Here is a 23,026-nt window from a genome sequence, read left to right as displayed (position 1 = left end):
CTCAGCGGCTGACGACGATGCGCGTGTTCGACAGGCCGTATTGGCTGGTGAGCGTGAAGAATGTCGCGGCGTTTTCGGGATGCAGGCGGATGCAGCCATGCGAGGCCGGACGGCCGAGCCGCCTTGTCTCGAAGGTGGCGTGCACGGCATAACCGCCGTTATAGAACACCGCAAACGGCATCGGCGCGTTGTCGTATTTGCGCGAACGATGGTTCCTGGACAACGACTTGGCGCCCCAGTTTCCTGTCGGCGTCGAATAACCTGGCCGAGCGGTCGAGACCTTCCATTCGTAAACCACGACGCCGTCACGCTCGACAGTCATGGTCTGCGACGACAGGCTGACGCTGGCAACGAGACCTGCGGAAAAGGCAGCGGGCGCGAGAAATTGCGCAGACAGAAGTGCTAAGGCACCCATTACAACAGGACGCATGGAAAAACCCCCGAATAACCTTGATCAGAACCCCACGGCTCACTGATACCCCAATCAGCTCAAGGAATATTTAAAGAGTGGCCGTGATTTTTCTGCAAATGAAAAAATCCGGCACTTGGCTTCCCAATAGAAACAATCACGTGATCAATAAAAAATAAATCCGTCTAGAGCGATCATGCTCGACATCAAAGGTACAAATCCTTTATTTATTTGAAGGCGGCGTCAGAACACCTTCGCCGCCGTCACTTCCACTTCCACCAGGAATTCGGCCCGGGTAAAGCCGCCGACGACGATCAGCGTCGAGGCCGGTTTCGGGTCGAGCGTATAGCGGTCGCGCACCGCCATATAGGCCGGAAAATCCTCCCGGCTGGTGACGAAGCCGGAAATGCGGATGACGTCCGCATAGGTCATGCCCGCCTCTTCGAGGATCGCGCCGATCGCCTTGAAGCAAAGTTCGGCTTGGCCCGCCACATCCGGCGGGATCCTGTCTTCCGGCGAAATGCCGAGCTGGCCGGAGGTGACCAGCAGGCTCGCGCCTGGCGGCACCAGCAGGCCGTGATTGTAGCCGCCGAACGGCTTGCGGACGGAGGGAGGATTGAAGGTCTTAAACGCCATAACCAACGATACCCTTGATTTCGAGGAAGTCGTGGATGGCCCAGTCGGCATATTCGCGGCCGTTGCCGGATTGCTTGAAGCCGCCGAAGGGCGCGAAGAGATCCCATTCGGGATAATTGATGAACACCGAGCCGGCGCGTAGGCGCGCCGCCACCTTGCGGGCATGGCCGAGATCGCCGGACTGGACATAGGCCGCCAATCCATAGGGCGTGTCGTTGGCGATCTCGATCGCCTGCTCCTCCGTCTCGTAAGGGAGGATGGACAGCACCGGCCCGAAGATCTCCTCTCGCGCGATGGTCATGTCGTTGCTGACGTTTCCGAACACGGTCGGGCGGATATAATAGCCGCGGTTGAGGTTTTCCGGCCGGCCGGGGCCGCCGGTGACCAGCGTCGCACCTTCCGCGATGCCCGCCTCGATCAGCCGCTGTATCTTGTCGAACTGGGTCTGGCTGACCACCGGGCCGAGATCGATGCCGTCGGCGCGCGGATCGCCGGTCTTCAGTTTCTCGGCCGCAGCCTTCGCAATTTGAAGCGCCTCGTCATGGCGTTTGGCCGGCACCAGCATGCGGGTCGGCGCATCGCAGGATTGGCCGGAATTGCCAAAGCAGGTGGTCACGCCGTCCGCCACCGCCTTTTCGAATTCCGCATCGGACAGGATGATGTTGGGGGACTTGCCGCCGAGTTCCTGCGCCACCCGCTTCACGGTATCGGCGGCGGTTTTGGCGACGATCACGCCGGCGCGGGTGGAGCCGGTGAAGGACACCATGTCGACATCCGGATGGCCGGCCATCACTTGGCCCACGTCCGGTCCGGTGCCGTTGACGAGGTTGAAGACGCCCTTCGGCGCACCCGCTGCCTCCATCACTTCTGCAAAGATGATGCCGCTGATCGGCGCGATCTCGGAGGGTTTGAGCACCATGGTGCAGCCGGCGGCGATCGCCGGTGCCACCTTGCAGACGATCTGGTTGAGCGGCCAGTTCCACGGCGTGATCAGCGCGCAAACGCCGATCGGCTCTTTCACGATGGTCGTCGTACCGCGCGTCTCCGTGAATTCGTAGGCTTCGAACGCCTCGATCGTCGCCTTGAGATGCCCCTGCCCGGCAGCGGCCTGCGCGTCCCTCGCAAAGCCGATCGGCGCACCCATTTCCTGGGAAACGGCTTGCGCGATATCCTCGTAGCGCTTTTCGTATTCGACAAGAATCCGACGGAGCAACGCCAGCCGCTCCTCCTTCGACCATTGTGAGAAGGCCGGGAAAGCAGCCTTGGCTGCCGCAACGGCCTTGTCCACATCCGCCTTGGAGCCGAGCGCGATGCGCGTATAGGCCTCTTCGGTGGATGGGTCGATGACATCCAGAGCAACCGGAATGGCCGGCCCCACCCAGACACCGTCGATGAAGAATTTCAGGTGGTTACTCATGGGAGACCTCCGGGCAGCCAGAAACGTGATCGAGCCACTATCGGCCATCGTTATTTGCCTCGCAAGCCCGAAGGAGGCGTTTGCATGTGGAGCTTTGCCCCTCATCCGGCTGCCGCCACCTTCTCCCCGTATGGACGGGGAGAAGAGATATGCCGCACCACTTTGCCCAGCCGAAACCCCGATCCAGAGGGACGGGGATCACGCGGCTTGCGTCCTTCTCCCCGTCAGAACGGGGAGAAGGTGGCGGCAGCCGGATGAGGGGCAATTCCATGCCCCGGAAGGCCGATTATTCCATCGCCACGCTGTGATCCACAGCCGGTGCCTTGGCCGGCTTGCGCAGCACGAACAGCAGCGGCATCACCGCAAGCGACATGATCATCAGCAGCTTGAAATCATCCACATAGGCGATGATCGTCGACTGCAGCGTGATGATGCTGTCGAGTGCGCTGGCGCCGGCAACCGTCGTCGGGTCCAGGCCCGCCGCAGCCTTTGCGTGGAAGGCGTGGTTGAACGGCGTCACGTAGCTGACGATGTCCGCATGATTGCGCTGGACATTTTCCACCAGCAGCGCCGAGACGACGGCGATGCCAACGCTGGAGCCGATATTACGCGACAGATTGTAGAGACCGGTCCCGTCGCCGCGCATATGCGCCGGCAGCGTCGCGAACGCGATCGTCGTCAGCGGCACGAACAGGAAGCCGAGGCCCGCACCCTGTATGAAGCCGACATAGACGATCGTCCACTGCGAGACGTCAGGCGTCCAGCCCATCATGTCATACATCGCCCAGGCGGTGATCGCGAGGCCAAGGAAGATCAGGATGCGCGTATCCACCTTGCCGATCAGCCGCCCGACCAAGAACATGCACACCATCGTGCCGAGACCGCGCGGCCCCATGACGATGCCGGCGGTAATCACCGGATAGCCCATCAGCGATTGCAGGTACGGCGTCATCAGCGCGAGCGAGGCGAGATAGGTCACCCCGATCACGAAGATGAAAATCATGCTGACGGTAAAATTCTGGTCGAGGAAAAGGCGCGGATTGATGAACGACTTTTCTGCCGTGAACGTGTGGACGAGCAGCAGGTAGAAGGCTGCCGCGCAGACCATGGCTTCGACGACGATCTCGCTCGAGGAGAACCAGTCGAGCTGCTGGCCGCGGTCGAGGAAGAGCTGCAGCGACGCGATAGCGAGACTGAGCATGCCGAAGCCGAACCAGTCGAGCTTCGCCTGCGCGTCGATCTTGGTCTCCTTGACGAAGACGCTGATGCCCATGAAGGCCAGGATGCCGATCGGCACGTTGATATAGAACACCCAGCGCCAGCTGATATTGTCAGTCAGCCAGCCGCCGATGACCGGGCCGAGCACGGGGCCGACCATGACCGAGACGCCGAACAGCGCCATCGCCGAACCACGTTCCTCGACAGAATAGATATCGAGCAGGATGCCCTGCGACAGCGGCACGAGCGCTGCGCCGAAAAAACCCTGCAGCAGGCGGAAACCGACGATCTGCGGCAGCGACTGGGCGAGCCCGCAGAGGACCGAGGCGGCGACGAAGCCGAAGATTGCGACGAGCAGCACCCGCTTGCGGCCGAACTTGGCGGCCAGGAAACCGGACGGCGGCGTCATGATCGCCGCGGCGACGATATAGGAGGTCAGCACCCAGTTGATCTGGTCGGCGGAAGCCGAAACGCTGCCCTGGATATAGGGCAGCGCGACGTTGGCGATCGTCGTATCGAGCGCCTGCATGATGACGGCCAGGATGACGCAGGCGGTGATCGCACCGCGATTGGCGACCACGGACGCTGCCGATGAAACGACGTTGCTCATGGTCGTTACTCTTGCGCGTAGGCGGTCGACAGTTTGAGGAACTTCTGGGCGAATTCCGGCAGGCCGCGCTTGTGGCCGGTATCGACATCGACCACCGTGCTCATGCCGGCCCGAAGCGGCGGCTTCCCGGCCGTGTCGTCGATCGTCACGCGCATCGGGATGCGCTGCACGACCTTGACCCAGTTGCCGGACGTGTTCTGGGCCGGGAGCAACGCGAAACTGGAACCGGAAGCCGGGCTGACGCTCGCGACCTTGCCCGTCCACTGGACGCCCGGATAGGTATCGACGCTGATCGTCACCGGCTGGCCGGGCTTGATATAGGTAAGCTCGGTTTCCTTCGGATTGGCGGCGATCCACATGTTCCTGGTCGAGACCAGCGAGAAGCCCTGCTGAGCGGCTTCGAGATAGCTGCCGACCTGCAGCGCGCTGACATTGGTGACGATGCCGTCGAACGGCGCCCGCACGACCGTGTTATTCAACTGGCGTTGCGCATCGTCGACCGCGGCCTGGGCTTCGAGATAGAGCGGGTTCTGTTCGATCGGCTGGTCGGCATTGCCGCCGAGCTGGGCAAGCGTCGCATCGGCCTGCGCCTTGGCGACCGCCACCTTCTGGTGGGCGGCGTCGAGATTGTGCTTGGCGTCATCCAATGCCGTCTGCGAGGCGGCCGAACCGGAGATCAGCCGTTCCTGACGTTCGACAACGGTCTGGAAATAAGGAATGTCGGCTTCCGCCTGAGCGATCTGGGCGAGCGATTCACGGTAGGAGGCCTGCAGGTTGAGGAGCTGGTTGCGTGCGGCCCCGAGCTTTGCCTTGGCCCCGTCAAGCGCGATGCGGAAACTGTCCGGCTTCAGCGTGAAGAGAACCTGGCCCTGGCTGACCTCCTGGTTCTCATGCACATCGACGGACGCCACGGTGCCGGCGACATCGGTCGTTACGCCGATCATGTCCGCCTGGAGATAGGCGTTGTCGGTCGACAGGATCTGGCCGCCTTCGACGTAATAATAACCGCCGATGACCAGCGCGATCGGCAGCAGCGCGAAGAGCACCGGGCGCTTGAGGTTCCGTCGCTTGCGCGCCCTGCTGTGTTCGGCGGCTGCCGGAGCGGGTGTTTCGAGAACGGTGACGTTGCTGTCTTCGGACGAACGGGCGGTGGTCTCAGTCATGGGAGGACTTCTTTTGAGCTTTGTCGGCCGGCGCGCGGCAGGCCGTAACGAGGTTGGATTTCATGTGTTCGAGTATTTCAAAGAGACGGGCGCGGTCGGCGTCCGAAATGTTCTCGAGCGCATCCTGGCGCGTCGCATCTCCAAGTTCGCGGCCGTCGTCGATTAGAGCCCTCGATTTTTCGGTCGTGTAGAGCAATGTGATCCGCCGGTCGGTCTCATGCGGGCGTCGCTCGATGAGGCCGCGTTCCGCAAGGTTGTCGAGCACCCGCATCACCGAGATCGGCGAAATTTCCAGAAGCTCGGCAAGCGCCTTCTGGTGAATGCCTTCGCAGCGGGAGAGATAGACAATCGTCTGCCACTGGGCGCGCGTCAGGCCGATATGCTTCGCGCGCTGCTCGAAGCGCTTTCGAAACAGGCGTGCGACGTCATTAAAAAGAAAGCCGAGAGTCGGGTTGTTGTTTGGCATGGCAAATACTAGTGCGCTGATGATAAGCATGTATATATTCTGCAAATACTAGTGCGCTGATGATAAGCATGTATATATTCTGAGGTCGATTGACAACCAAGAACCCTGCGACGTTCTGTCGCCGTCGGCATCACAGTTTCGTGCGCGGATCGCCTCGCTGCCTGCTGTAGGGCAAACTTGATTTTCCGGACATGTGGAAGCTTTCGGCGATCTCGCTATAGGCCGGCAAATCAATTGCGGGACGATCCCGCTGCTACATTAGGAGTTCGCTCACCAATGAAAGTGAGGGAATTCTAACAAACCTTAAATGTTCGCGAAGGCTGTCGAAATACATCGGCAACAATACTGCTTCATCCAACCTTAAAAGCTCGGCGTTATAGAATAAATCAGCCTCGCGACGACCGGCAAATCTCTCCGCATCGCTTGGATCGCGGACGCGACAGATCAATATCGATTTCAGAAAGCACCGGCCCGATGCAACGCAGCCTTCTCCCTCTCGCCCTTATCGGGCTGCTTGCGCTGCCGATGCCCGGCGCCCAGGCGGCAGCACTCACCGACGACCTTCAAGGCCTTTCCAAGCAGCAGGTCGAGGACAGTGTCGAGTTCGCATTCGGCAATGCGCTGTTTTTCCTGTTCCATGAAGCCGGACATATGCTGGTTTCGGAATTCAACCTGCCGGTTCTTGGCCGCGAGGAAGATGCCGTCGACACGCTCTCCACGCTGCTCCTGCTGGAGGCGGATGGCGAGGTTTTCGATACGGCGCTGACCGACTCCGTCGACGGCTGGACGTTATCCGCCGAGGCCAGCGAGGCGGCTGAAGAGGAGCAGGCCCTGTGGGATGTCCACGCACTCGACCGCCAGCGCGCCTTCAGCATGGTCTGCATGATGGTCGGCAAGGGTGCGGAGAAATTCAAGGAATCAGCCGATAACCTGGAATTTCCGGAGGAGCGCCGCAAGCAGTGCGTCGGCGAATATCAGAAAGCCCGTGACAGCTGGTTCGGTGTCCTGAAACCGCATCAGCAGGCCGACGGACAGAACAACAAGTTCACGATCACCTACAAGAAGCCGAACAACAAGGAGCTCCAGGATTATGCGGACCTAACGAAGACGGCGAAGGTTCTGGATATCCTGGCCGAGCTTCTTTCCGGGCTCTACAAACTCGATGACGGCATCAAGCTGACGGCCGCCGAATGCGGCGAGTCGAATGCTTACTGGTCGCCAAGCGAACGGGAAGTGACCTACTGCTACGAGTTGATGCAATTGCACACGCAAACGGTTGCCAACTATTTCCGCAACGGCGAGAAGAGCAGCGACGACGAAGCGGAGGAGAAGACCTCCGAGGCAAAGCCGGCCCCGACAAGAGTATTCGGAACGGCGACTGCCCGCCAATAGAAAAGCCGGCAAAACTTGAGATCAAAATGCCCGGCTCTCAATCGAGGAGCCGGGCGTTTTCATTTTGGCGTCAAGCGCCGTAGGGCGCGAAGAACTTTTTGGCGGCCTCGATCTCGTTGGGACGGATCTCATGCCCGCCGCCATGCCATTCCAGCGTCACCGTGTCGCCCTGCGTCTTGAAGTAGTCCGCAAGGTCGGTGGTCTGGGCCACGGAGGCGATCGGATCATGCTGGCCGGCGGTGATCAGCACACGGCTCTGAAGCTTGCCCTTGCGGTCCTTTGGCGCGAACGGGATCAGCGGATGCATCAGCACGCCCGCGTCGAACAGGCCGGGCTTCTCGATCATGATATTGGCGAGAATGTTCGCACCGTTCGAAAACCCGAGGCCGAGCACGGTCGAGGAACCGTAACGTTCGCGGTTGGCGGCGACGAATTCGCTCATCCGCTCGGTCGCCCGGGCGAGATCCTCGCAATCATAGACACCTTCAGCCTTGCGGCGGAAGAAACGCGCCGCCCCGTGTTCGGAAATGTCGCCGCGTGGCGAGATTACGGTGGCTTCCGGCAGCAACCGGCCGCCGAAATCGAAGAACTGGTTTTCGTCACCGCCTGTGCCGTGAAAAACAAAGAGGATCGGCGCTCCGGATGCACCGGGGCGCGCCCGGTGCACATAACTGTCGTAACTCATGATGGTCTCCTTGGACGCGTCGACTGACTAGGCGTCCAGCGGTTCGAGATGTTGTTCGAGCGTTGCCCGCAGATGTGCGTGCTGTGCGGGCAGCTTCAGGGCTTCGCCGAGATGGGCGGTATCCTCGTCGCGGTCGAAGCCGGGTTCGTTGGTGGCGATTTCGAACAGCACGCCACCCGGCGTACGGAAATAGATCGCCCAGAAGTAATCGCGGTCGATGACCGGCGTGACCTGGTAACCGGTATCCATCAGCGCCTTGCGGACTTCGAGCTGCTTGGCGCGGTTCTCGACGGCAAAGGCGATGTGGTGGACCGAGCCGGCACCGAGATTGGCGCGGGCAATGTTCGGCATGGTCTCGATGTCGATGACATCGGCACCGTTGCCGCCCGGCATGGCAAGTCTCAGCACGCCATCCTTGTCGTCGATCTGCTGATAGCCCATGAATTTCAGGAGCTCGGCGGTAGCACCCTCATCGCGAAGACGAAGCGAAGCGGAGTGAAAGCCGCGGATCGCGTGATCTTCGGAGATGCCGTTGCCGACGAACTGCTTGCGGGCATCGTCCTTGACTTCAACGAGCGCGAACCCGTCGCCGTCAGGGCCGGCGAAATGCAGGCGGTTTTCACCGAAGGCGCTATCGGCCTTGATGCCTTCCGCACCGGCTTTCGTCAGGCGGTCGGTCCAGAAACCGAACGAACCTTCAGGAACCGAGAAGAGTGTCGTTCCGACTTCGCCGGTGCCCTGACGGCCGCGGGCGATATGCGGGAACGGGAAATAGGTCATGACAGAGCCGGGAGAACCGACTTCGTCGCCGTAGTAGAGATGGTAGACATCCGGAGCGTCGAAGTTGACGGTCTTCTTGACCCGGCGAAGGCCGAGCGTGTCGGTGAAGAACTTGTTGTTGGTGCTGGCGCTGGCAGCCATCGACGTGACGTGGTGGAGGCCTTTGATCTGGTCGAGCATTTTAAACCCCTTTTCTGCGGACCGCCTGTGCGGCCTGCTGTTCTGGGGTAAAGATGGTGGAAGGACCGGGGATTGGATAGACGCGACGATCCGAACGCATTGTTCACTCTGCGTAGACGATCATCGGTTAATCGTTCACAGAACTAGACTTATTCCGGCAGGCGCCAATCGACCGGATCCTTGCCGATCGACTGCAGATAGGCATTCGCCTTGGAAAACGGCCGCGAGCCCAGAAAGCCGTTATGCGCAGAAAGCGGCGACGGATGGGCCGACTTGATCACCAGATGGCGCTGCTGATCGACGAAGGCCGCCTTCTTCTGGGCATAGGAGCCCCACAGGATAAAGACGACACCGTCGCATTCGTCGTTAACCGCCCGGATCACCGCATCGGTGAACCGTTCCCAGCCCTTGCCCTGATGCGAGGCCGCCCTCGCCTCCTCGACCGTCAGCACGCTGTTCAGCAGCAGGACGCCCTGCTCCGCCCAATGTTCGAGGCATCCGTGCCTGGCCGGCGGAATGCCGAGATCGGTCTCCATCTCCTTGTAGATGTTGACGAGCGACGGCGGGACGCGGACACCCGGACGAACGCTGAAGCAAAGCCCATGCGCCTGGCCGAAGCCGTGATAGGGGTCCTGGCCGAGGATCACCACCTTCACCTCATCGAGCGGCGTCAGGTCGAGCGCCCGGAAATATTCCGAGCCCTTCGGAAAGATGCGTTTGCCCGCTTCCTTTTCTGAAACCAGGAAGCGGCGCAGTTCGCTCATATAGGGATTGGAAAACTCAGGCCCGAGCGCGTGTTTCCAGCTTTCCTCGAGCTTGACCTCGCCTTCCGCCATGCCGTGGTCCTTCAAATCACATGATGGTTGGAGCGGGAGTGCCAGTCCCAGGCCGAACGGATGATATCGTTCAGGCTGTATTTYGGCTCCCAGCCGAGAACCGCCCGCGCCTTGTCGTTATTGGCGACCAGCGATGTGGAATCACCTTCGCGCCGGCCGGTATATTCCACCGGGAACGGTTTTCCGGAAACCGCCGAAATCGCCGCGAGCAGTTCCTTCACCGTCGTGCCGGTGCCGGTGCCGAGATTGAGTTCAACCGTTTCGCCACCGGCGAGAAGGTAGTCGACTGCCCGGACGTGCGCGTCGGCCAGATCGAGCACGTGGATATAGTCGCGCACGCAAGTGCCGTCGCGGGTGTCGTAATCGTCGCCGAACACCTTGAAACCCTGGCGGCGGCCGAGCGCCGCCTCGATCGCGAGCGGAATGGCATGGGTCTCAGGCGTATGCCACTCGCCGACTCGGCCCTCGAAATCGGCGCCGGCCGCATTGAAATAGCGCAGCATGACCGATTTCAGGTCCTTGTAGGTGCCGTAGTCCTTCAGCGCCTGCTCGACGATGAATTTGGTACGCCCGTACGGGTTGATCGGCGCCTGTTTGTGGGTCTCGTCCATCGGCACGCGATCCGGCAGGCCGTAAGTGGCGCAGGTGGAGGAAAACACGAAGGCTTTCACACCCGCATCGATCGCCGCCGACAGCAGCGTCAGCGCGCCGATCACGTTGTTGTCGTAGAAGGCCACCGGGTTCTTGACCGATTCCCCCACCTCGATCAGCGCCGCGAAATGCAGCACGGCGTCCGGCTTGTGTTTGGCAAATACCTCATCGAGCCGGGCGCGGTCACGGATATCGCCCTGTTCCAGTTCACCCCAGCGCACGAATTCCGCATGCCCATTGGAGAGATTGTCGAAGACAACAGGCTGATAACCTCGCTCGGCGAGCACCAGGCACGTATGGGAGCCGATATAGCCAGCCCCGCCGACCACGAGTACTTTTTTCCCTGACATCATTTCCCCTGCGGTTATTGAAGCCGGCGGCACTATAACCGGCGGCGATCGAAAAGCCAGCACTTGACCACAACAAGCCACATTGAAAAATATAGCACCTGGTGCTATATTCAACTATGCTTGGTCGGGTATTCAAAACGGCATGGTTTGCCAAGGCGGCAAAGAAAGCCCGGATATCGGACCGCGAGCTTTGCAAAGCCATTGCTCAGGTTGCCTCGGGTCAGGCGGATGACCTCGGCGGCGGCGTTTTCAAGAAGCGCCTCAACGACAACCGGCATCGGTCCATCATTCTGGCGAAAGCGGCCGAGTTCTGGGTCTATGCCTATCTGTTCGCCAAACAGGATCAGGCCAATATCGACGATGACGAACTGGCGGCGTTCCGCAAGCTGGCCGAACTTTATCGAAAGAAGACGCCCGGTGCTTTCGATGCGGAACTGAAAAGCGGCGCACTGGTGGAGATTTGCAATGGCAACTAACCGGAAATTTAAGAGCGATGCTTTCGAGGCGATCCATAACGCCGTGGAAGGCATGTACGAAGCCGGCACGATCGACAAGGAAACAATGCGGACCTTTGACGAGACCTGCCTTTCGGTACCGGTGGAACTTGGACCTGAGGAGATCAAGGCCTTGCGGGAGGGCAATCACGTCAGCCAGCCGGTCTTTGCCCGTTATCTCAACACCAGCGAATCGACCGTGCAGAAGTGGGAGACCGGCGCCAAGCGCCCCAGTGGGCCCGCGCTGAAACTTCTGGACATCGTGCGCAAACATGGTCTTCAGATGTTGGCCTAATTTTTCATTTAAGAGTTTTCATGCGTCTTCTCTTTCTCGCCCTCGGATGGCTGTTCGTCGCAATCGGCATTGTTGGCGCTTTCCTGCCTGTCCTGCCCACCACGCCGTTTTTGCTTCTCGCTGTCGCCTGCTTCGCCCGCTCCTCGCCGCGGCTGGAGGCGTGGTTGCTCGAGCATCCGAAATTCGGGCCGTCGCTCAGGAACTGGCGGGAAAAGGGTGCGATCGCGCGGAAGGCAAAGATTGCAGCGATCTCGCTGATGGCGGTGAGTTATGCGGTGTTCTGGTTCGGCACCTCGCCGCCGTTGTGGCGGGCGGCGCTGGTGGCCGCGGTCATGTTCGGCTCGGCGACCTTCATCGTCACCCGCCCGGACACCTGACCATCCAATCGTCAGCGGTGTCGCGACTGCGGCAATACGTAGGGGATGTGGGCAGCCGGCAGGCGGCCGACGGCACCGGTTATTCCATAGACGCTGGCGATGATCTCGTCGTTCACCGTTTCCGCGCAGGCGCCTTCCGCCACCACCCGGCCGTGGTTCAGCACCACGAGATGGTCGGCGAACTCGGCAGCCAGGTTGAGGTCGTGCAGGATGGCGAGCACGATCCCGCCGGCATTGGCGAAGTCGCGGGCGATTTCCAGCACCGAGATCTGGTGTCCGAGGTCGAGGCTCGCAGTCGGCTCGTCGAGGAACAGCGCCCTCGGCACGCCGTCTGCGACCGGCTGCGGCACCTGCGCAAGGGCGCGCGCAAACTGCACCCGCTGCTGCTCGCCACCCGACAGCGACGGATAGGGCCGGCTTTCGAAACCGCGCAGGCCCACGCGAGACAAGGCCAGGCGCGCCTGCTCGGTCGGATTGAGCGCCCCTTGCGCCACCGCGCCCATGCGGACGATTTCGAGCGCTGTGAACGGAAATGCAAGCTGCGTCGCCTGCGGCAGCACCGCCCGGCGCTTGGCAAGCTCGACCGGCTGGCAGAGATCGACGCTGGTGCCGTGATAGCTGACGAAGCCGATATCGGGTTTCATCTCGCCGGAGATCACCTTCATAAGCGTCGATTTTCCGGCGCCGTTCGGGCCTATGACGACGGTGAATCGGCCCGGCTCGAGATCGATGCCGACATTGTCGAGCAGTTTACGGCCCGAGCGGGTGACGGTGACGTGGTCGGCGGAAATCATGGCATATCCCTCATGTTGACGCCGTTTTTACCCAGCAGCAGGAAGAGGAAGACAGGCGCACCGAACAGGGCGGTGATAACGCCAATCGGCAGTTCCGCCGGAGCAGCCACCGTACGGGCAACGGCATCGGCCAGAAGCAGGAGCGCGCCGCCGCCGAGCGCCGAACCCGGCAGCAGGAAGCGGTGCGACGGCCCCATGACGAGGCGCAGCAGATGCGGCACGACAATGCCGACGAAGCCGATCGAGCCGGCAACCGCAACGGTCGAACCGCAGGCGGCGGCGACCGCGACGATGACGATCTTCTTCAGCCGCTGCACCGGTATTCCCATGTGGAAGGCCGCCGCATCGCCAAGCACCAGCGCGTCGAGCCCGCGCGCCACGAAGGGCATGATGAGCATCACCGCGCCGATGAAAGGCAGAATGGACAACACTCGGCCGAACGTGGCGCCGCCGAGCGAGCCGAGGCTCCAGAAGGTAATGTCGCGCAGCTGCCGGTCGTCGGCCATGACGATCATCAGGCCCATCAGCGCCGCCGAAAGCGCACCGATCGCAATGCCGGACAGGATCAGAGCCGTCGTCGACGTCCGCCCGTCGCGGGTGGCGATGAGATAGAGCGCCCAAGTGTTGAAGAGACCGCCGAAGAAGGCCATCAGCGGCAGGAACTGGTTGCCGAGCAGCATGGCGACCGGCGCCAGAATGCTGTTGCCGAGCACGATCGCCGCAACCGCGGCAAGTCCCGCGCCAGAAGTCACCCCGACGATGCCGGGATCGGCAAGCGGATTGCGGAACAGGCCCTGCATCATCGCGCCGGAGACGGCAAGCCCGGCGCCGACCAGCAGGCCGAGCGCGGTGCGCGGCAGGCGAACCGCTTCGAGGATCACCCGTTCCTGGGTGGACAGGCTGGCGCTGTTGCCGGTCGCATAGGTCCAGAGATCGCGCAGGCCGACGCCGGTCGGGCCGATACCGAGCGAAAGCAGGCACGCGGCAAACAGCATAACCGCCAGGAGAAGAAGCATGACGACGCCCTGGCGGGTCCGGTCTCCATCCTCCGCCGGCCGGAACGGCATCGCCAGCGCCTTCATCATCAGTTGATCGCCCCGGGATAGATCTGGGCGGCGAGCGAGCGGGCAGCGTCCGGGGTGCGCGGGCCGAAACCGAGCAGCAGCAGGCCGTCCATGGTGACCAGCGCCTTGTTGGCGGCAGCCGGCGTCGTCTGCATCGACGGCATCGCGAAAACCTGTTCCGGCGTCATGACGTGATCGCCGCGCGACATGGCGAGCACGACATCCGGCTTGGCCGCGATGACGGCTTCGTCGGCGAGCGGCTTGTAGCCGTTGATCGTCGGCGCGGCATTGATACCGCCGGCCATTTCGATCACCGCACCCGCTTCCGTATCGGCACCGCCGGCCATGACGCGGTTATTGGTGAGCGACAGCACGAACAGGACCTTCTTCTTCGGACCGGGAATCTTGGCGACGTCAGCGGCGAGCTTCTTCAGCCCCTCTTCCGTCTTCACGGCAAGCGCCTCGGCCTTGTCGGAAAGCCCGACTGCCGCTCCCACGTCGCGGATCTTCCTGCCGATCGCATCCGCCTTCGGCGGTGTCGGGATGACCACCATCGGCACTTCGCTGGCTTTGAGGATTTCGATGACCGGCGGCGGGCCGGAATCCTGCTCCATCAGGATCAGATCGGGCTTCTGGCCGAGAATGCCTTCCGCAGACAAGGCGCGCATATAGCCGACATCCGGCTTGGAGTTGGCCGCATCCGGATAGAAGCTCGTCGAGTCCCGTGCTACGATCCGGTCCTCGGCGCCAAGCGCATAGAGGATCTCGGTGATCGTGCCGCCGATGGAAACGATCCGCTTGGCCTCCGGATTGCCCTTGTCGGATGCAGCCGCGACGCCCGCGACGAGACCGGTGCCCAGGAGGACGGCTGTGAAAAGCCCCCTCAAGGTGAAGGAAGACCCCATGATACCCTGCTCCTTGTCTGCCCAAATCGAGGCGCAATATGCCTCGGGTCCGCCTGGCCGGCGGAGATAACTTGAGTTGACTACGCAAGTTTTTTAGGCTTTTCAAGGGGACCGGCCGCAGATATCTTGAGCCGAAAGTGAAACTTTAAGTGAGGGACTATCCATGTACATCGCCATGAACCGATTCCGCGTCGTGCCGGGTTATGAAGAGGCGTTCGAAGCCATCTGGCGCGGCCGCCAGGGCCGGCTTGCAGAACTGCCCGGTTATGTGGAGTTCCACATGCTCAAGGGCCCGAAGGCGGAGGATCACACCCTCTACGCATCCCATACCGTGTGGGAAACCTTCGAGGACTTCCAGGCCTGGACGAAGTCGGAACAGTTCCGCGCCGCCCATGCGAATGCCGGCAACAACCGCGGCAAGGTGGAATATCTCTCGGGTCCGCATTTCGAAGGTTTCGAAGTGATCATCCACGAAGACAAGAACGGCGTGCGCGCCGACGCTGCTGCCTGAGGTCCTGATGAACGCCGTTTCCGAAATCAGCCCGGACCGTCGCCAACGAGCTCTCGCCGCTCTGGCGGAGAAGCCCGACGGCGTCGTCGAGGCGATCGCCGCCAATGCCGAGGTGACGCCCGCCGAGATCCTCGAAATCCTGCCCAAGGGCGCGGCGGTCATCGCCGACAAGGAGAATTTCGCGGATATCTGGGCCGAGATGAGCACCTGGGGTGAGGTCCTGTTCATCGTCCATACCGAAGACATCGTGCTGGAAGCCGAAGGCACCCTGCCGATGGGTTCGGAGGGCCATGGCTGGTTCAACATCCACGGCGACAGCCCGATCGGCGGTCACATCAAGAAGGATAACTGCGCGTCGGTGACCTTCGTCGATCGTGCCTTCCACGGTCGTCGCTCCTGCTCGGTCTGGTTCATGAATGCCAAGGGTTCGGCGATGTTCAAGGTCTTCGTGAAGCGGGATGCCGCACGCGAACTGATCGCCGAGCAGCTTCAGAAATTCGAAGCACTGCGCGACAGCTACGCTTGAGCAGTGGCCGTTCCGTGAGTTTTGGTGATTCGGACGAAAAATAACCGTTCGAATCACTTTTCAGCGGAACCTTTCCTTTTCTCGTGCATTTGCAGCGTCATGGCAGGCCTTGCGAAGCAGGCTGGCGGCTGCGTTACGATCGTTTCAGCCCCCCGTACCGCCCCTTGAGGTGATTGTCATTGAATGAGGCGCCGCCGCGCCATAGGCGGACCGATCGCTTGGCCATGAGGCAGAGAAGAGCGATCCTTAGCGGCGCGGCGCGCCTCATCGACTTTTCCAGCCTCATCGAGGCTTGCTCATCGAGACTTGAAAGACGCGCTAGAGAGCTGGCACCCATTTCCAGAAAACGCCTTCCATACGCTCCGGATAATATTTGAACTCGCATTCGAAGCGGCGGCCGTAGGCTTCCGCCGCCTTCAAGGCTGCCTCGCTCACGGGGTTCATGCCCGTTCCAGGCGCAAACCAGTCTTCCATCAGGTCGTCCGGAATATAGACGCCGGTCCTCAGCGGCAGGGCGGTCAGCGTCTTGTCGAGTTCTTCAGGCGGTATGGTTTCAGACGGCATGACTTTTCCTCCTCCACGAAAAGACGAACGTCCCAAAGAACGTCCGTCTTTCCGCGAAGTTCCGGTCTCGGACCGGCAGCCCGATCTGGCGTCTCGGCAAATCGGGTATCTCGTCAGTGATGGGCGGCGTGGTCGGGCTTGCCCTTGCGCTTGGTCGAGGCGAAATCTTCAAGCTGCTTTTCGCTCATGGATTTCTCCATGCCCTTCGAAGCGCCCTTGAGTTCGCTCTTCTTCATATCGCCGCGTTTGGCCGCAAGCGCCGCGCCGACTGCCTTCTGCTGTGCTTTGGATTTCGCTGGCATGTCTGCCTCCTGGAGTTTGCACGCTTAATTAACAGTCAGCCGCAGCTTTGGTTCCCGGCTGGCGATCGGCGGAACCTGTTGCGTTGCCAACGGTTGAGAGATGAGCCCGGATGGATGTCTGGAATGGCTCGACATCAGAGAAAGGAACCATCGCCATGGACGCCAAACGCCCAGCTGCCGACAGCGGCAAGACCCCAGCCGACGGCAACAAGACCAATGACGCGCTCCAGGAGCAATTGGACGACGAACAACTGGACACCACCAACCCGGAAGCGCTGAAGGAAGCCGCAAGGCTCGGCGGCAGCGACGCCTATCTGGTCGAGAGCGATCTTGAGGACCGGGACGGGCGCGAAGACGGCGACCAGCCGGACGGCCGCGCCAGCCCTATGGCGAATGCCGATAATCCCGAACGCTGAAGCGTCACGACAGTCGCAAAATGACCGAAAACGGAACCTCCGGGCATGCCCGGGTGTTCCTCTGCGCGAAGCCACATTTCGGAGATCCGTAATGAATGCTGAAGCGAATGCCGCGCAGAATCTGCCGAGGGAGAAGGCTACCCATCCGGTCGACACCATGCCGGGAATGGAGGTGAAGGCTGCGCCGACGCTTGCCGACGCGGATTCCGAAGCCTTTGTCGCCGAGGCGGTCGAGGATCTGGCCAAGTGCCATATCCCGTTCCTGCTGGCCGGCACGTTCGCCATCAGTGCCTATACGGGCATCACCCGGCAGACGAAGGATCTCGACATCTTCTGCAAGGCCGGCGACTACGCCCGCATCCTCGCCCATTTCAAGGACAAGGGTTATCATATCGAGGTCGAGGACGACCGCTGGCTCGGCAAGGTGAAGAAGGGCCGGCACTTCTTCGACGTCATCTTCGCCGCCTCGAACGGCACGATGCCGATCAGCGACGCCTGGTTTGAAAACGCCCGCCAGATCGAGATGAACGGCCACAAGGTACGGATCATCGCGCCGACCGAACTCATCTGGTCGAAATGTTTCGTGCAGCTCCGCCACCGCTATGACGGCGGCGATATCGTCCATATGATCCTGCGCGCTCATGACCAGATCGATTGGGAACGGCTGCTGAGCCATATGGAAGTGCATTGGGAAGTGCTGCTGATCCACCTCCTGAACTTCCGCTGGATCTACCCGACCGAGCGCGACAAGGTGCCCGACTGGCTTCTGGACGAACTGCTCGACCGCCTGAAGGCGCAGCGCGAACTGCCGCTGCCGCAGATGAAGATCTGCCGCGGTCGCATGTTCAGCCGGGTGGATTTCGAGATCGACGTCAAGGAATGGGGTTTTGCAGACGTCGGCGGCGAAGGCGACCTTCGCGACGGCGTCGAAGAGGAAATGGCCGAAGGAGGCTTAGCGTGAGCAAAGCAACCGACGCGAAGAGCGTCACCGTCCAGACGGAAACAAAAAAGGCTGACAGCGACAAGGCATCGACGAAGAAGGCGAACGGCAAGCAGCGGATCGCAGCGATGGGCGACCTGCACATCAAGGAGCACGGTTCGGCGTCCTACAGGGAGTTGTTCAGCGAAATCTCGCAGGCTGCCGATATCCTGGTACTGACCGGCGACCTGACCGATCTCGGCAAACCGAAGGAGGCGGAAATACTGGCGGCCGATCTGCGCTCCTGCTCGATCCCGATCGTCGGCGTGCTCGGCAATCATGATTACGAATGCGGCTGTGTTGAGGAAGTGACCCATATCTTGAAGGATGCCGGCATCCACCTGCTGGAAGGCCAGGCCGTCGAGATCAATGGCGTCGGCTTTGCAGGCGCCAAGGGTTTCGCCGGCGGTTTCGGCCGCCACATGCTCGGCTCGTTCGGCGAGCCTGCCATTAAGGCCATGGTCACCGAAAGCGTCGAGGAAACCATGCGGCTCGAAAACGCGTTGCGCCAGGTTCGCTCGGAACGGGCCATGGTCATTCTGCACTACGCGCCGATCCGCGAGACCGTGATCGGTGAGCCGGAGGAGATTTATCCGTTTCTCGGCTCGTCGCGCCTTGCGGAAACCATCGACCGTTTTCCAGTCTCTGCAGTGGTCCACGGCCATGCCCATCGAGGCACTTACGAGGGCAAGACGCCCGGCGGCGCCCCCGTCTACAATGTCGCCTCGCATATCGAGAAGCCGACCGGCAAACCGTATGCGCTGCTCGAGCTTTAGGCCACTATCGCGACCAAACTCCTCTTGACAGGACACCGGGCGGGAGGCCTAATTGTTCATCGAGGCTCGCTGAGTGCCGGATCGCGTCGGCATTTTGAAAGGGGCAGCTGGCGGGTGGAGTAAATCTCCCGGACGATTTCGTCCTTGCCAGTCGAAACGTTCATGCAAAAGCAGGCGTAGCCATGGCTGTAGTTTATGGTCACATGCTCGCCTTCAGCCATGTCCTTGATCTTGTCCATGCCTTTGGCTTCGTAGCCGCCCTGAAGCATGATTAGCCATTCATTCTGGGCATCGATCAGCGTCCAGTTGCGCGGCGTCGGATTGACCAGCCAGCCGCAACGCGTTTCGGCAAGCGCCGCCGCCGGCACAAGCAAGCATGAAAAGCATATCGCAAATAGTTTCTTCATCATCGCCTCCCGTTCAACACAGGAATACGCTGCGGCGATCCACGCGTCCACGGCGATTTGCTACCGATATGCTCACACATGCAGTGCATGTCCCAGCGCCTTCAGCGCCGCCTCGGCAAACGCCTCCGACTGCGTCGGATGCGCATGAATCGTCCCCGCAATATCCTCCAGCCGCGCCCCCATCTCGATCGCCAACCCGAACGCCGCAGACAATTCTGAAATCCCCGCCCCGACCGCCTGGATGCCGAGTACCAGATGATTGTCGGCCCGCGCCACGATGCGGACAAACCCTTCCTCTGCCGATAGCGTCATCGCGCGTCCGTTGGCGGCGAACGGAAACTGACCGACCTTGATCTCGCGGCCCTGCGCCTTCGCCTCGTCCGGCGACAGGCCCACGGAGACGATTTCCGGATCGGTGAAGCAGACGGCGGGGATGGCCCGCTTGTCCCAGGAACGGCGCTTGCCGGAGACAATCTCCGCCACCATCTCGCCCTGCGCCATTGCCCGGTGCGCCAGCATCGGCTCGCCGGTGACGTCGCCGACCGCATGGATGCCGCGCATCGAGGTGCGGCACTGCTCGTCGACCTTCAGGAAGCGGCCGTCCATGTCGAGTTCCAGTTCCTCGCGGCCCCAGCCTTCGGTGACTGGCTTTCGTCCGACCGTGACGAGGATCTTGTCTGCAGCGATGCGTTTCTCCTCGCCGGCACCGGTCTCCGCCAGCAGCGCCTCGCCATTCGAAGACAGGCCCTTGACCTTGGTGTCGAGCAACACTTCCGCGCCCAAAGCCGCGAGCCGCTTGGCGACCGGCTGGGTAAGCTGCGTATCGTAGAGCGGCAGGATGCGGTCGAGCGCTTCGACGATCGTCACCTTCGCTCCGAGCTTCGCAAACGCCAGCCCAAGTTCGAGGCCGATATACCCGGCGCCGACCACCGCCAGCCTCTCCGGCACCTCGGTCAGGGACAGCGCGCCAGTCGAGGAAATGACCTTGCCCCCGAACGGCAGCATCGGCAATTCGACCGGCGCAGAACCGGTGGCGATGACGATATTTTCGGCGCGGATGACCTGCTCGCCCGTCTCGGTCTCCACCGCGACCGTCTTGCCATCCCGGAATTTTGCCCGGCCGACGACGATCTTGACGCCAGCCTTCTTCAGGAGGCCCGCGACGCCCAGCGTCAGCCGGCCGGTAATGCCGTCCTTCCAGGTCATGGTTTTGGCAAGGTCGATCGCCGGATTGTCGGCCTTGATGCCCATTGCATTTTTGCCCGCCGCCATCGCGACGGTCTTCGCGAAATCGTCGGCCGCATGGATGATCGCCTTGGAGGGAATGCAGCCGATATTGAGGCAGGTACCGCCCGGCTTCGCCATCTCGACGATGACCGTGTCGACCCCCAGCTGGCCGGCCCGGATGGCGCAGACATAGCCTCCCGGACCGGCCCCGATGACGAGGAGCTTGCAGGTGATCTCTTTCATTGTTCTTCTTTCACCTCACTCCTCGACGAAGATTAGCGCCGGCGTTTCCATCAGCGCCTTCAGGCGCTGCACGAAACTCGCGGCATCCCAGCCGTCGATCACCCGGTGATCGAAGCTGGAGGACAGGTTCATCATCTTGCGCGGCACGAATTGCGTCCCGTCCCAATGCGGCCGGACGGCGAGCTTGTTGACGCCGATGATCGCCACTTCCGGATGGTTGATGACTGGCGTCGAGACGATGCCGCCCATCGCGCCGAGCGAACTGATGGTGATCGTCGAGCCGGACAGTTCCTCGCGCAGCGCGGTACCGTTCTTGGCGGCATCGCTTAACCGGGCCACTTCCCGGGCGCAGTCGAAAATGTCGCGCGCTTCCGCATGTTTGACCACCGGCACGACGAGGCCCGACGGCGTCTGCGCCGCGATGCCGATATGCACGCCGCCATATTGGCGGATGATGCCGGCCTCGTCGTCATAAAGCGCATTGATGCCCGGCTGTTCGGCGATCGCCTTGACCATCGCCCGCATCAGGAAGGGCAGGATGGTGAGTTTCGGCCGGCCGGGCTTCTGGGTGCCGTTCATGCGGGTCCGCAGCTCTTCCAGCGCGGTCATGTCGACCTCTTCCACATAGGTGATGTGGGGGATGCGGGATTTCGACAGCGCCATCTTTTCAGCGATGCGGCGGCGCAGGCCAACCACCTTGACCTCCTGGACCGCCTTGTTCGGCTGCAGCCCGGCAGCGACACCTCCGCCGCCGCCCTGGCTGTCGAGGAACAGATCCAGATCCTCATGGGTAATGCGGCCAGCCGGACCGGTGCCCGGCACCTGCCGAAGGTCGACCCCCGCCTCCTTCGCCCGAAGACGAACGGCCGGCGGCGCCAGCGGCTTTTCTCCCTCGGCACGGGGGACTCCGACATTCCTCGGAACAGATGATGCGGCTGGCTTCTGAGGAATAACCTCAGCAGGCTTCGGCCTTTCCACTACCGGCTCGGACTTCTTCTGCGGTTCAACGGACAAAGCCTCCGGCTGGACCAGCGGAAGCTCGATCTCCGGCTCCTCCTCACCGTCGACGGCCTCGCCCACGGTCCTGATCTTGAGGATGACGGTGCCGGTTGCAATGATGTCGCCGATCTCGCCGTGCCGGAAGGTCACCTCGCCTTCTACGGGCGACGGGATTTCGACGGTCGCCTTGCCGGTCATCACGGCCGCCAGCACCATGTCTTCGCGGACCAGATCGCCGACGTTGACGTGCCATTCGACCAGTTCCGCTTCCGCGACGCCTTCGCCGACATCCGGCAGCTTGATGAGTTTTTCCGCCATGTCTCAGGCCTCCATCATGTCGCGCAGCGCCCGGCCAACGCGGGCCGGGCCTGGAAAATAATCCCATTCCTGCGCATGCGGATACGGCGTGTCCCAGCCGGCCACCCGGGTGACCGGGGCTTCGAGGTTGTAGAAGCAATGCTCCTGCACCAGCGCCGCCAGTTCCGCGCCAAAGCCGGAGGTGAGCGTCGCCTCGTGCACCACCATGCAGCGACCGGTTTTCTTCACCGAAGTAACGATGGTATCGAGGTCGAGCGGCATCAGGGTGCGCAGGTCGATCACCTCCGCGTCGATACCGGTCTCCTCGGCCGTCGCTTCGGCCACATGCACCATCGTGCCATAGGCAAGCACGGTCACCGCCGAACCCGGCCGCCGCACCACCGCCTTGCCGAGCGGCACGACATAGTGCTCGGCGGGCACCTCCCCGAGCGGATGACCGGCCCAGGGCGTCACCGGCCGATCGTGATGGCCGTCGAACGGGCCGTTATAGAGCCGCTTCGGTTCGAGGAAGATCACCGGGTCGGGGTTCTCGATCGATGCGATCAGCAGGCCCTTGGCGTCATAGGGATTGGACGGCACCACCACCTGCAGGCCGCAGACATGAGTAAACAGCGCCTCTGGGCTCTGGCTGTGCGTCTGTCCCCCAAAGATGCCGCCGCCGGTCGGCATCCGCACGGTGATGCCGCAGGTGAAATCGCCGTTGGAGCGATAGCGCAGCCGCGCCGCTTCCTGGGTGAGTTGGTCGTAGGCCGGATACATGTAATCGGCGAACTGGATCTCGACACAGGGTTTCAGCCCGTAGGCCGCCATGCCGATCGCCACGCCGACGATGCCGGATTCGTTGATCGGCGCATCGAAACAGCGCGTCTTGCCGTATTTCTGCTGCAGGCCTTGGGTGCCACGGAAGACGCCGCCGAAATAACCGACATCCTCACCGAACACGACCACATCGTCGTCGCGCTCCATGGAAACATCCATCGCGCTGCGGATCGCCTCGATCATCGTCATGCGCGGCATGGGCGGGCCTCCGATATGA

General features: G+C 61.8%; 28 protein-coding genes. 9 read left to right on the top strand and 19 right to left on the bottom strand.

Annotation, left to right across the window (positions count from 1 at the left end; translation table 11 throughout):
- Position 1: 1 nt before the first annotated feature.
- The 6 genes from AC1DLT_RS11550 to AC1DLT_RS11525 form a co-directional block, all read right to left on the bottom strand.
- The gene (locus AC1DLT_RS11550; RefSeq protein WP_477483200.1) at positions 2 to 430 is read right to left on the bottom strand and encodes a L,D-transpeptidase; all 429 of its coding nucleotides are present in this window, start codon (positions 428 to 430) and stop codon (positions 2 to 4) included.
- 222 nt (positions 431 to 652) lie between these two features.
- On the bottom strand, positions 653 to 1,045 hold the full coding sequence (locus tag AC1DLT_RS11545; RefSeq protein WP_477486814.1) for a RidA family protein: 393 nt from the start codon (positions 1,043 to 1,045) through the stop codon (positions 653 to 655).
- Positions 1,035 to 2,462 carry an aldehyde dehydrogenase family protein gene (locus AC1DLT_RS11540; RefSeq protein WP_477486813.1) on the bottom strand — a complete coding sequence of 476 codons (1,428 nt, stop codon included), beginning with the start codon at positions 2,460 to 2,462 and terminating at the stop codon, positions 1,035 to 1,037. Before AC1DLT_RS11540 ends, AC1DLT_RS11545 begins: the two co-directional genes overlap by 11 nt.
- 286 nt (positions 2,463 to 2,748) lie before the next feature.
- Entirely contained in the window at positions 2,749 to 4,290 is a 1,542-nt protein-coding gene (locus AC1DLT_RS11535) for a DHA2 family efflux MFS transporter permease subunit (protein ID WP_038544677.1), read from the bottom strand.
- Positions 4,291 to 4,295: 5 nt separating this feature from the next.
- Positions 4,296 to 5,453: an HlyD family secretion protein gene (locus tag AC1DLT_RS11530; protein WP_477486812.1), complete on the bottom strand. Its 1,158-nt coding sequence runs from the start codon at positions 5,451 to 5,453 to the stop codon at positions 4,296 to 4,298.
- Positions 5,446 to 5,949 (bottom strand): MarR family winged helix-turn-helix transcriptional regulator, encoded by a 504-nt coding sequence (locus AC1DLT_RS11525; RefSeq protein WP_247137078.1) that lies wholly within the window; start codon positions 5,947 to 5,949, stop codon positions 5,446 to 5,448. The genes AC1DLT_RS11530 and AC1DLT_RS11525 overlap by 8 nt, the downstream gene beginning before the upstream one ends.
- Before the next feature lie 444 nt (positions 5,950 to 6,393).
- Between AC1DLT_RS11525 and AC1DLT_RS11520 the strand changes: the two genes are divergently transcribed.
- Positions 6,394 to 7,311: a DUF4344 domain-containing metallopeptidase gene (locus tag AC1DLT_RS11520; protein ID WP_477486811.1), complete on the top strand. Its 918-nt coding sequence runs from the start codon at positions 6,394 to 6,396 to the stop codon at positions 7,309 to 7,311.
- 70 nt (positions 7,312 to 7,381) lie between these two features.
- On the opposite strand, the gene AC1DLT_RS11515 is transcribed toward AC1DLT_RS11520, so the two are convergent.
- The 4 genes from AC1DLT_RS11515 to galE form a co-directional block, all read right to left on the bottom strand.
- On the bottom strand, positions 7,382 to 7,996 hold the full coding sequence (locus tag AC1DLT_RS11515) for an alpha/beta hydrolase (RefSeq protein ID WP_477486810.1): 615 nt from the start codon (positions 7,994 to 7,996) through the stop codon (positions 7,382 to 7,384).
- Between the two features lie 27 nt (positions 7,997 to 8,023).
- A complete protein-coding gene (locus AC1DLT_RS11510) occupies positions 8,024 to 8,956 on the bottom strand; it encodes a VOC family protein (protein ID WP_477486809.1) in 933 nt (310 codons plus the stop codon).
- 149 nt (positions 8,957 to 9,105) lie between these two features.
- Positions 9,106 to 9,792 (bottom strand): uracil-DNA glycosylase, encoded by a 687-nt coding sequence (ung, locus tag AC1DLT_RS11505; RefSeq protein WP_477486808.1) that lies wholly within the window; start codon positions 9,790 to 9,792, stop codon positions 9,106 to 9,108.
- 11 nt (positions 9,793 to 9,803) lie between these two features.
- Positions 9,804 to 10,793, bottom strand: a complete 990-nt coding sequence (gene galE, locus AC1DLT_RS11500; protein WP_477483192.1) for a UDP-glucose 4-epimerase GalE — start codon at positions 10,791 to 10,793, stop codon at positions 9,804 to 9,806.
- Positions 10,794 to 10,909: 116 nt separating this feature from the next.
- Between galE and AC1DLT_RS11495 the strand changes: the two genes are divergently transcribed.
- The 3 genes from AC1DLT_RS11495 to AC1DLT_RS11485 are packed head-to-tail and all read left to right on the top strand — an operon-like array spanning position 10,910 to position 11,959.
- Positions 10,910 to 11,269, top strand: a complete 360-nt coding sequence (locus tag AC1DLT_RS11495; RefSeq protein ID WP_247137092.1) for a type II toxin-antitoxin system RelE/ParE family toxin — start codon at positions 10,910 to 10,912, stop codon at positions 11,267 to 11,269.
- Entirely contained in the window at positions 11,259 to 11,582 is a 324-nt protein-coding gene (locus AC1DLT_RS11490; protein WP_247037887.1) for a helix-turn-helix domain-containing protein, read from the top strand. Before AC1DLT_RS11495 ends, AC1DLT_RS11490 begins: the two co-directional genes overlap by 11 nt.
- A 20-nt stretch (positions 11,583 to 11,602) precedes the next feature.
- Positions 11,603 to 11,959, top strand: a complete 357-nt coding sequence (locus AC1DLT_RS11485; RefSeq protein WP_477486807.1) for a YbaN family protein — start codon at positions 11,603 to 11,605, stop codon at positions 11,957 to 11,959.
- Between the two features lie 11 nt (positions 11,960 to 11,970).
- On the opposite strand, the gene AC1DLT_RS11480 is transcribed toward AC1DLT_RS11485, so the two are convergent.
- From AC1DLT_RS11480 to AC1DLT_RS11470, 3 genes are read right to left on the bottom strand one after another with little or no spacing between them, the layout of a single operon-like run.
- Positions 11,971 to 12,753: a heme ABC transporter ATP-binding protein gene (locus tag AC1DLT_RS11480; protein WP_477486806.1), complete on the bottom strand. Its 783-nt coding sequence runs from the start codon at positions 12,751 to 12,753 to the stop codon at positions 11,971 to 11,973.
- The gene (locus AC1DLT_RS11475) at positions 12,750 to 13,838 is read right to left on the bottom strand and encodes a FecCD family ABC transporter permease (RefSeq protein WP_477486805.1); all 1,089 of its coding nucleotides are present in this window, start codon (positions 13,836 to 13,838) and stop codon (positions 12,750 to 12,752) included. The genes AC1DLT_RS11480 and AC1DLT_RS11475 overlap by 4 nt, the downstream gene beginning before the upstream one ends.
- A complete protein-coding gene (locus AC1DLT_RS11470) occupies positions 13,838 to 14,722 on the bottom strand; it encodes a heme/hemin ABC transporter substrate-binding protein (protein ID WP_477486804.1) in 885 nt (294 codons plus the stop codon). Before AC1DLT_RS11470 ends, AC1DLT_RS11475 begins: the two co-directional genes overlap by 1 nt.
- Positions 14,723 to 14,885: 163 nt before the next feature.
- On the opposite strand from AC1DLT_RS11470, the gene hmuQ reads away from it, so the two are divergent.
- Together hmuQ and hutX are read left to right on the top strand one after the other, a co-directional pair.
- Positions 14,886 to 15,233, top strand: coding sequence for a heme-degrading protein HmuQ (gene hmuQ / locus AC1DLT_RS11465; protein ID WP_037076909.1), 348 nt, complete (start codon positions 14,886 to 14,888; stop codon positions 15,231 to 15,233).
- A 7-nt stretch (positions 15,234 to 15,240) separates the two neighbouring features.
- The gene (gene hutX, locus AC1DLT_RS11460) at positions 15,241 to 15,759 is read left to right on the top strand and encodes a heme utilization cystosolic carrier protein HutX (RefSeq protein WP_477486803.1); all 519 of its coding nucleotides are present in this window, start codon (positions 15,241 to 15,243) and stop codon (positions 15,757 to 15,759) included.
- Positions 15,760 to 16,077: 318 nt separating this feature from the next.
- Here the strand turns inward: hutX and AC1DLT_RS11455 are convergent, their stop codons facing one another.
- Positions 16,078 to 16,323: a hypothetical protein gene (locus AC1DLT_RS11455; protein ID WP_477486802.1), complete on the bottom strand. Its 246-nt coding sequence runs from the start codon at positions 16,321 to 16,323 to the stop codon at positions 16,078 to 16,080.
- A 113-nt stretch (positions 16,324 to 16,436) separates the two neighbouring features.
- Complete coding sequence (locus AC1DLT_RS11450) at positions 16,437 to 16,625, bottom strand: DUF3008 family protein (protein WP_477486801.1); 189 nt, start codon at positions 16,623 to 16,625, stop codon at positions 16,437 to 16,439.
- Between the two features lie 155 nt (positions 16,626 to 16,780).
- Between AC1DLT_RS11450 and AC1DLT_RS11445 the strand changes: the two genes are divergently transcribed.
- The 3 genes from AC1DLT_RS11445 to AC1DLT_RS11435 all read left to right on the top strand — a co-directional run bounded on the left by AC1DLT_RS11445 (position 16,781) and on the right by AC1DLT_RS11435 (position 18,796).
- On the top strand, positions 16,781 to 17,041 hold the full coding sequence (locus AC1DLT_RS11445) for a hypothetical protein (protein WP_477483187.1): 261 nt from the start codon (positions 16,781 to 16,783) through the stop codon (positions 17,039 to 17,041).
- 166 nt (positions 17,042 to 17,207) lie between these two features.
- Complete coding sequence (locus tag AC1DLT_RS11440) at positions 17,208 to 18,002, top strand: nucleotidyltransferase family protein (RefSeq protein ID WP_038549547.1); 795 nt, start codon at positions 17,208 to 17,210, stop codon at positions 18,000 to 18,002.
- Between the two features lie 107 nt (positions 18,003 to 18,109).
- On the top strand, positions 18,110 to 18,796 hold the full coding sequence (locus AC1DLT_RS11435; RefSeq protein ID WP_038549548.1) for a metallophosphoesterase family protein: 687 nt from the start codon (positions 18,110 to 18,112) through the stop codon (positions 18,794 to 18,796).
- Between the two features lie 56 nt (positions 18,797 to 18,852).
- Here the strand turns inward: AC1DLT_RS11435 and AC1DLT_RS11430 are convergent, their stop codons facing one another.
- From AC1DLT_RS11430 to AC1DLT_RS11415, 4 genes are all read right to left on the bottom strand, one after another.
- Positions 18,853 to 19,206 carry a DUF4087 domain-containing protein gene (locus AC1DLT_RS11430; protein WP_437179026.1) on the bottom strand — a complete coding sequence of 118 codons (354 nt, stop codon included), beginning with the start codon at positions 19,204 to 19,206 and terminating at the stop codon, positions 18,853 to 18,855.
- Positions 19,207 to 19,275: 69 nt separating this feature from the next.
- On the bottom strand, positions 19,276 to 20,673 hold the full coding sequence (lpdA, locus tag AC1DLT_RS11425; RefSeq protein WP_477486800.1) for a dihydrolipoyl dehydrogenase: 1,398 nt from the start codon (positions 20,671 to 20,673) through the stop codon (positions 19,276 to 19,278).
- 15 nt (positions 20,674 to 20,688) lie between these two features.
- Positions 20,689 to 21,990 (bottom strand): dihydrolipoamide acetyltransferase family protein, encoded by a 1,302-nt coding sequence (locus AC1DLT_RS11420; protein WP_477486799.1) that lies wholly within the window; start codon positions 21,988 to 21,990, stop codon positions 20,689 to 20,691.
- A gap of 3 nt (positions 21,991 to 21,993) precedes the next feature.
- The gene (locus AC1DLT_RS11415) at positions 21,994 to 23,007 is read right to left on the bottom strand and encodes an alpha-ketoacid dehydrogenase subunit beta (protein ID WP_477486798.1); all 1,014 of its coding nucleotides are present in this window, start codon (positions 23,005 to 23,007) and stop codon (positions 21,994 to 21,996) included.
- Positions 23,008 to 23,026 lie beyond the last annotated feature (19 nt).

Source organism: Neorhizobium sp. 05N33, from assembly GCF_056397445.1.
The sequence above is the reverse complement of the archived record's forward strand: the minus strand, read 5'-3'. Positions and strand labels throughout refer to the sequence as shown.